The sequence below is a fragment of the Bradyrhizobium sp. 31Argb genome (assembly GCF_043638955.1).
GTDB lineage: Bacteria > Pseudomonadota > Alphaproteobacteria > Rhizobiales > Xanthobacteraceae > Bradyrhizobium.
The window spans coordinates 1-7,391 of sequence record NZ_JBEGDB010000345.1; the positions used below are offsets into that span (position 1 = coordinate 1).

Here is a 7,391-nt window from a genome sequence, read left to right on the forward strand (position 1 = left end):
TAGAAAGGGATCAGGAGCGGTCAGTTTCCAACTAACAAACCGGTTCAAGCGGTCCCGCTCCGCGGGTCCATTTCACTCTCCTCTGGGCCGGTATCTGCTGGGTCGTCTATGCGTTCTCATGAGCGAAATGACATGCCAAAGCTGCCAAGCTGGCGACACAAGATGGCCGCATTGGCAAGCGCCTTCTGGCCTATACGCTTGAGGTCGTCGATTGACCTCTCTTTGCGGATCGCGGCCTCCAGGATCTTAGAAGCAACTTAGGCACGTCGGTTTGGTGCTGGGAAACGTCTTCGCCGATTTCGTTCAGCGCGCGCATGGGGCGCGGCCGTTTCGACACCGAACATAGGAGATGTCGCCCATCCTGTAGCAGGAAAGACAAGCAACCAACGGATGACCGAGGTGTTCCGGAAATTCGCGCACGTTATTCAATTCGGCAAATCCGGTCGCGCGATCTAGCGTATGCAAGTTGACAAACGTGTTCTCCACATACGCCGGGAAGTGATTGCCCACGCCAGGACCACCAAGAGTCTTTGTTGTTGCACCGGCGCCAGTACATAGTGTCCCACTTTCTCGAAGTGAAACGGCAGCGCGGTCTCGGCCTATCGAACCACTCTACATCCGACTTAGCACCGGTGAATGCGGCCGAGCGTGGACGCTGAAACAGCGCGAAGCCCGACGCACACTGCCGGGTATGAGGTGCGTCGGGCTGTTGGGGCATGGCGCGGCACCTGGCCGTGTCCAGCCCGCATGACCCCTTGCAAATGATATGCCACACGAAAAGGCGCCGATGATCCGGCCCCACCCCCCGGTGCAAAGGCCGCACGGATGTTCACTTGTTCGCGTGCCAAGTATGGGCCGCCTCCTCAGGGCGTGGGTTGCGTTGCGCTTGTGATCGACATTGATCTAAATAGCTGGCCCGACGATCTCTGGATTTCGATGTCGCGGAGACTTCGTTTACGCGACCTGCAGCGGGACTCTGATCTCCGAACGGATTCGCCCGAGCCAAAGAACCAACCTAGCCGCCCCTAGCTAGCAGGCTGTTGAAGAAGTCTTTGAACGGCGCGCGATGAATGGGATGTTGTCACCGTTGAGAAGGCAGATCTCCCCTTCGAGTGAGCCGTCATCCTGCAGTTCGGCCTAGCCGTCACCCTCGGCTGGCTCCATTTCGTCGTTTCCCTGCCAGCCGAACTCGGCGGCATCGCCGTGGCAGGTTCCATGAATGGAGCCTGTGCGGCAATCGAAGGCGAATTCGCCGCCGGCCTCGTCGAACAGGATGTAGGCGCTCGCCAAGGCCATGCCGTAGCTCGGTGTCTCGACGACCTGCCATCTGCCCCGAATGCTCATGCCGGTGCCGCCAGAAGCTTGGGAAGCCGGATCAAATTATAGACCGCAAGCGCCAGGACGAACACGGCATCCACCCGGTCGCGGCCTCGCAGCTTGATCTTGGCCAAGCCAGCGGAACTCTTGATCCAGCCGAAGACTTCTTCGATGCGTTTGCGGCAGCGTTGGCTGATGTCGTAGCCGCTGTGACGTGTGGTCCGCGCGTCGATCGCCGTCTTGCGCCGCTTGCCGGTCTTACTCAGATGTCCATCAATCGCAATATGCGGAGTAACCGATCTATCTCTCAGCTCGTGGACGAACTGCGTGACATCATAGGCCTTATCCGCCCCCAGAGTGATCCGTTTCGCGCACCCGCGCCTGTCGATATGGCAAGCGCAATCTCCCGTTCGGCGGTGCCCGTCGCTTGGCTCACCCCACCCAAGACCGCTAAACCATTGCGGTTCTCCATCAGCGCATGGCCCATATAGCTCAGCTTAGCCGGCTGGCCGTCACCCTTCTTGTAGAGCCGCGCCTCGGGATCGGTCGTGCTCGCATGTCTCGTTCGATCGCTTCTCCTTGTGGAAGCTGCGCTCAGCATTGCGTCCCGGACCGTCCTCGTCTTTGTCGCTGCCATCCTTCTTCCGGAAGCTCTTGATCGAAGCCCGGGCTTTCAATCAGCGTACCATCCACCGAGAAGTGATCGCTCGATAGTAGACGCTTGACCTTTGGTTGCGCCAAAAGCGCGTTCAGGAACTTGGCCGCAATCTCGCCTTCGAGCAGCCGGTCGCGGTTCTTCGAGAAGGTCGAATGGTCCCAAAACCGCATCATCCACCCCGAGCCCAACGAACCAGCGGAACAGAAGATCGAACTCCATCCATTCCATCAGATGCCGTTCCGAGCGAACCCCATAAAATGCCGGGAGGAGCATCGCCCGAAGCAACTTCTCCGGTGCGATCGACGTTCGTATAGAGCTTGCCGAACTCCCCAGAAAGGTCGCCCAGCGCCGCATTCGCCAAGTCTCGGATCACCCGTAGCGGGTGGTCGACCCGAACCCGAGCCTCCAGGTCCACATAACTAAAAAGCGAGCCGGACTGTTCGTCACTCCCCCGCATCGCGCCCCCAGTTAAATCCTGGTCCTAGAGAATCACGATACGAAACGCTTCGCTACCGACTTCTTCAACAGGCTGTTAGAGCTAGACGGCACCTATATAAGCGACCTCCTGATCGGGTCTGATCTGAGCCTCGCGCCGACTTGCGAGAAGGATACGATCCCCGCGTGCGGATCGGATCCGCGATCAGTTCGCAGTATTTCCGGATCACCTTGGGATCGCCGAAGTCGCCGATGGCCGGATCTCCCGAGCGGCCAAGGGCGAGGCCGCTGATATGGTTATGCTCACGGGAGAGGGCCTCTGCACGCACGACGGCGCTCTAAGAGAAGCACTCGATCGCTTACCCGGGCGCGATCCGTCGTCAGCACTGAGGCGGGCGCGGCGCTGTTTGCATGAGAGTATAGTTAGTGTCGGGAATTGCTATCACGACCCGAGCGAAAAGCGTCCGGCGCGTGGGCCAATAGGATGCCAATGCTCAAAAGAATAAGAGTCCCGACAAGAGCCGAATACATACGCCACCTCCATCGCTCACTTCCTTTTGAACTGCGCGACCGCTTACACAGTCAATTTTTTTCCTGAGCGCGAAATGCGTTCGCAGCCAAGTGATGAGTCCGAGCCACAGCGACTAGCTGGCAGCATGTGGAACCGTCAAAGACAGAAGCTGTAAGACCCAGCTGCTCTGCTCCAACCGCCTGATAGGCGTAGGGCGGTGACCGAAAGGCTCATGTGGCAAATGTGCAACGGGTACTTGGTTTCTGCGCGGGAGTGTCCGAAACGAACACTTCAGGCCGTTGAGATGGCGGTAGCATTTGCGCGCAAGGATTGGGGTGTCCGGATGAGGTTTTCAAACTCGAAAGATGAGAGCTTATTGTTTCTTTGGGAAAGTGTGCGGCGGCAAGTGTTGGCTGGTCGCGCGGACGGCGGACGTTGCCGCTTTGTCGGTAACAATCTGCGCAGCTATGCTGAATTGCTTCGTTCGGAAATGGAGCGGCGAGAGCTGAAGTACACTCCGATTAATTGGTCTGAATAGCCGCTCCACGGGCATACCGATGAAAGACCTGCAGAAGCAACTGAAAGAGCTCCGCACCGATGCAGCCGAGTGCAAATTGATCAGCGATCTGGCAACTGACCAGGAAAAGCGAGAGCTGTTCGCAAAGCTTGCGGATCACTTGAGTGGTTTGGCGTCCGAGCTCGAGCGCGCTATATCTGTAAAAGTCTGTGGCACGAAGACGGAGCTGTAAAGACGGTCGCACGATGCCAAGAATCGGCTCTGGGTTCACGAGAGCGGCACTTATGCGAAATTCACGAGGCGGGTAAGCTGACGCACGATTTTGCGTCTGTGGCTGCCGAGATCGTCCATGGTTAGGATGTCGCCGGGACAAAGCGTCGGAAGGAGGACTCTCTCGACGTAGAGGCGGAAACTCTCGCCATCGTTCGGCCCTCGAGAAACCATGGCGCCTCAATCCAGTCATGGCGCAACGCGGCCAGGAAGGTTATGGTCGTCCAGCGGCCGTTGGGACTCTTGCTGTGAATCCTCTGGCCACGCGGCGCACCCCCGCAAGGCCCCATATCGGTCCTGGCCCAGATCTCGCGTTCGCCAGCCACAGTTTTTTCAAGCTGAGCTTCTCGGCGTGGAGAACTCCCATATTGAACGGTAATCAGCCTTAGGTCCGCGATCAGTGAGCTCGGCGACCAAGCCGCGCAGGGTGAAGTCCCCTTGATTCGCCCTAAAACCCGGACGCGGTGTTTGCCGGAAATGGCCTTCGACCTGTTGCCGCGCATCCCTGCCGGGCACCACGCTGCCGGTCTCGCAATGCCGTCGCGCCCATCCAACGGCCGTGCTGACCGCAACACCGAATGTTTAGCCGCCTCGTTGCAGGACAATCCACCGGAAACAACCCTGCAACGCCCCGCTTCCGAAGATCCTCAGAGTAAGGCTTGCCGATCCGTGCTGGCCTCCAGGCCCAGCCAGCATGGTAAATCCGAAGTCTCCTGATTTGGGAATCCAAATTCGATTCAAGCTAACCTTCAGACCCGCTTGCGATGGGGCATTGCACTTCGCTAACGCTTCGCCGTCATGCGATTGGATAGAGGACTATCACTTTCAAGCAGTTGTTCAGACTCGGCGCTCATGAGAAACCGCCCGGCGAAACCGAGGGTTTCGTCCCCTCGTCTCACGGAGCAGCCTCTTTAGGACGTTATTCCGGCGCGCTCACGAAAGCGAGCGAACCGGCAATCCAGAGGTCGCGGCGAGAGATTCCGCCTTCGTAATCCAAGTCGGCTGCTGCCGACTTGGACAAGCAAGACTCGCGAGTTCGCGTACACCTGCGTCAACGCGTCCTGGAATGACGAACAGAAATGCAGCCCCTACCCCGTCGTGTTTGTGGTCTCGCCGTCGGCCGCACCAATTTCCTGGTTGAGCCGCGCATGAAGCGTGGCCTCGTCGAGTTCGCCTTCCCACCAGGACACGAACACCGCGGCAATACCGTTGCCCATGATATTGGTAAGTGCACGCACCTCGCTCATGAATTTATCGATCGAGAACACGATTGCCATGCCCGGCACCAGCGCCGGATTAACCGCTGATAGCGTCGCCGCGAGCGTGATGAAGCCGGCCCCGGTGATACCGCTTGCGCCTTTCGACGTCAGCATCGCCACGATCAGGATCGTGAGCTGCTGGCCGAAGGTGAGATCGACCCCGAGCGCCTGCGCGATAAACAGCGTTCCCAAGGTCATGTAGATGTTGGTGCCATCGAGGTTGAAGGAGTAGCCGGTCGGCACCACGAGCCCGACCACGGGCTTGGAGCAGCCTAGCCGCTCGAGCTTCTTCATCAACTGCGGCAGCGCGCTTTCCGAGGACGAGGTGCCGAGCACGAGCAAGAGCTCGTCTTTGACATAGGCGATAAACTTGAAGATCGAAAAGCCAACGAAACGCGCGATCAGACCAAGCACGACTACCACGAATAGCGCGGCCGTGGCATAGAACAGCGCGATGAGCCCGATCAGATTCCCGAGCGCCGAGGGTCCGAACTTACCGATCGTGAAAGCCATGGCGCCGAACGCGCCAATCGGCGCTGCCTTCATGACAATGGCAATGACGCCGAACACGGCGTGCGCCGTGTCGTCGATCATGCCGCGCAACTTCTCGCCGCGCTCACCCAGCGCCATCAGCGAGAAGCCGAACAGGATGGCAAACAAGAGTACCTGCAGGATATCGCCGCGCGCCAGCGCGCCGACCACGCTGTCGGGAATGATATTGAGGATGAAATCGACGCTTTTCGAGGCTTCCGCCTGCTTCACGTAATTGGCGACGGCTGCGGCATCGGGCTTGGCCGCAAGGCCGTGGCCAATCTGGAAAAGATTGCCCATCACCAGGCCGAGCAACAAGGCAAAAGTGGAGACGATCTCGAAATAGACCAGCGCCTTGAGGCCGACCCGGCCGACCTTTTTCGCATCCTGGATGTGCGCGATGCCCGAGACCACGGTGCAGAAGATAATCGGCGCGATGACCATCTTGATCAGCTTGATGAATCCATCACCGAGCGCCTTGATCCAGTCGTTGGTTGCGAGCGACGGCCACAGCCAACCGACGACGACGCCAATCAAGATCGCGATCAGCACCTGAACGTAGAGAATTTTGTACCAAGTTTGCGACGGCCGCGCGGGCGCCGCAGTTGCGATGGTGGTCATGACGCTCCTTCCCTATACGAACTCGAACACCGAGCCGCCGCGCGTTGAGCGGTGACGGCATCAGACGAGCTTTTATGCCAGCCGTGTCCCATTGAAGACGGCGATGTCGGAAATCCGACAGATCGCAGCGTGAATTCCGAGGGTAGGTCGGCAGTTACCTGTGTTTTCTTTTGTTAAGCAAGTCGCGCGCCAAGCGCCAAAGCCATGCGGCCGTTCAACCGACGAGACTGTGGACCGACTGTCTCCTGACGACACTTGGCTGAATCCCAGAACCACGTTCGTGCCGCCGAGGGCAAAGGCATTGCTCGGCGCGACGCGCACCTTGCGCTCGCGCGGCAGAGTGGGCGCGACCTCGAGATCGACCAGCCGCTTGCGGCAATGTCATGCTCGGGAAGGGTTTTGAGCTTGGCCCCTATCCTGAGCTCGGAGTTGCGATCGGGCCAATGGCGGAGCGGCCTTCGCGTATCTCCTTATAGATGGAGGCGCCGTCGGTCCCCAACCCGCCCATTCCGGTAATGACGACGCGCCTCCCCATTCAGGCCTTCTCAGCGACCACGCCGCGGACAGTCGCGTCGCCGACATTCTTGAGATTCGATCAGGCGTCATCCGTGTTCATCTCAATCTCGATCGCGTCGGACTGCTCCAGGTCGCAGATGATGTCCCTCAACTCCAGCGACTGGATGCCACACCAGGTCAGTTGCCTGGCGGTCGTTGTCTCGCCGCCGCCGACGGCGTTTTCCTTCATCGTGCGACAATTTCCTTCGCGAGTTGAACTGCCATGCTGCTGCTTCCATGACGCGCTTCGACGCGAACGCGGCGCCATCCCCCAGCCGAGCCACGTCGCGACGCGTCGCGCGACAGAAGCAGCGACGTGATTCGTCGGGCGTCAGGTGCTGTCAATGCAACGTTCCGTAACATTGGTAAAATTGATTTTTTGGATGGCACGCATCCACGCCATCGACATGTGGAGACAGGCCTTCAAAGGCCTTGATACAGCCTGCCCCCGGGCGTTATCCGGCCTCGGTCATATTGTTTCGCACAGCTACAAACGACAGCCTCGATACTCCTTCACCGGACGATACACGCTGAGCTCCTGCCGCGCCTGGACGAGTCGCTTGCCACAGAGTTTTTCTCGAACGGACGCTTCATAGCGGCGACGTGAAGGCAGAACTTATCGTATTCCGACACCCCCAGGCCAGGGTAGGGCTATCGCATATGGGCGAGGGCGCGGAGAAGGAAGTCGTTGTTCCATCTGGCCTGGAGCATTTTGTG

5 protein-coding genes and 2 pseudogenes are annotated in these 7,391 nt (G+C 59.0%); 2 read left to right on the forward strand and 5 right to left on the reverse strand.

Going from position 1 to position 7,391, the window contains the following annotated elements:
• Positions 1-1,137: 1,137 nt before the first annotated feature.
• The gene (locus tag AAFX91_RS36820; protein WP_245475127.1) at positions 1,138-1,344 is read right to left on the reverse strand and encodes a hypothetical protein; all 207 of its coding nucleotides are present in this window, start codon (positions 1,342-1,344) and stop codon (positions 1,138-1,140) included.
• Positions 1,341-2,432: pseudogene (locus tag AAFX91_RS36825) on the reverse strand (IS5 family transposase). The gene AAFX91_RS36820 and the pseudogene AAFX91_RS36825 overlap by 4 nt, the downstream one beginning before the upstream one ends.
• 706 nt (positions 2,433-3,138) lie before the next feature.
• Here AAFX91_RS36825 and AAFX91_RS36830 point away from each other — a divergent pair.
• Together AAFX91_RS36830 and AAFX91_RS36835 are read left to right on the forward strand one after the other, a co-directional pair.
• Complete coding sequence (locus tag AAFX91_RS36830; RefSeq protein ID WP_245476787.1) at positions 3,139-3,459, forward strand: hypothetical protein; 321 nt, start codon at positions 3,139-3,141, stop codon at positions 3,457-3,459.
• Between the two features lie 19 nt (positions 3,460-3,478).
• The gene (locus tag AAFX91_RS36835) at positions 3,479-3,670 is read left to right on the forward strand and encodes a hypothetical protein (RefSeq protein WP_028169064.1); all 192 of its coding nucleotides are present in this window, start codon (positions 3,479-3,481) and stop codon (positions 3,668-3,670) included.
• A gap of 1,126 nt (positions 3,671-4,796) precedes the next feature.
• Here the strand turns inward: AAFX91_RS36835 and dctA are convergent.
• The 3 genes and pseudogenes from dctA to AAFX91_RS36850 form a co-directional block, all read right to left on the reverse strand.
• A complete protein-coding gene (gene dctA, locus AAFX91_RS36840) occupies positions 4,797-6,119 on the reverse strand; it encodes a C4-dicarboxylate transporter DctA (protein ID WP_130583735.1) in 1,323 nt (440 codons plus the stop codon).
• A 377-nt stretch (positions 6,120-6,496) separates the two neighbouring features.
• A pseudogene (locus tag AAFX91_RS36845) lies at positions 6,497-6,654 on the reverse strand (beta-ACP synthase); the annotation flags it as partial.
• Between the two features lie 60 nt (positions 6,655-6,714).
• Positions 6,715-6,864 carry a hypothetical protein gene (locus AAFX91_RS36850; protein WP_165421513.1) on the reverse strand — a complete coding sequence of 50 codons (150 nt, stop codon included), beginning with the start codon at positions 6,862-6,864 and terminating at the stop codon, positions 6,715-6,717.
• Positions 6,865-7,391 lie beyond the last annotated feature (527 nt).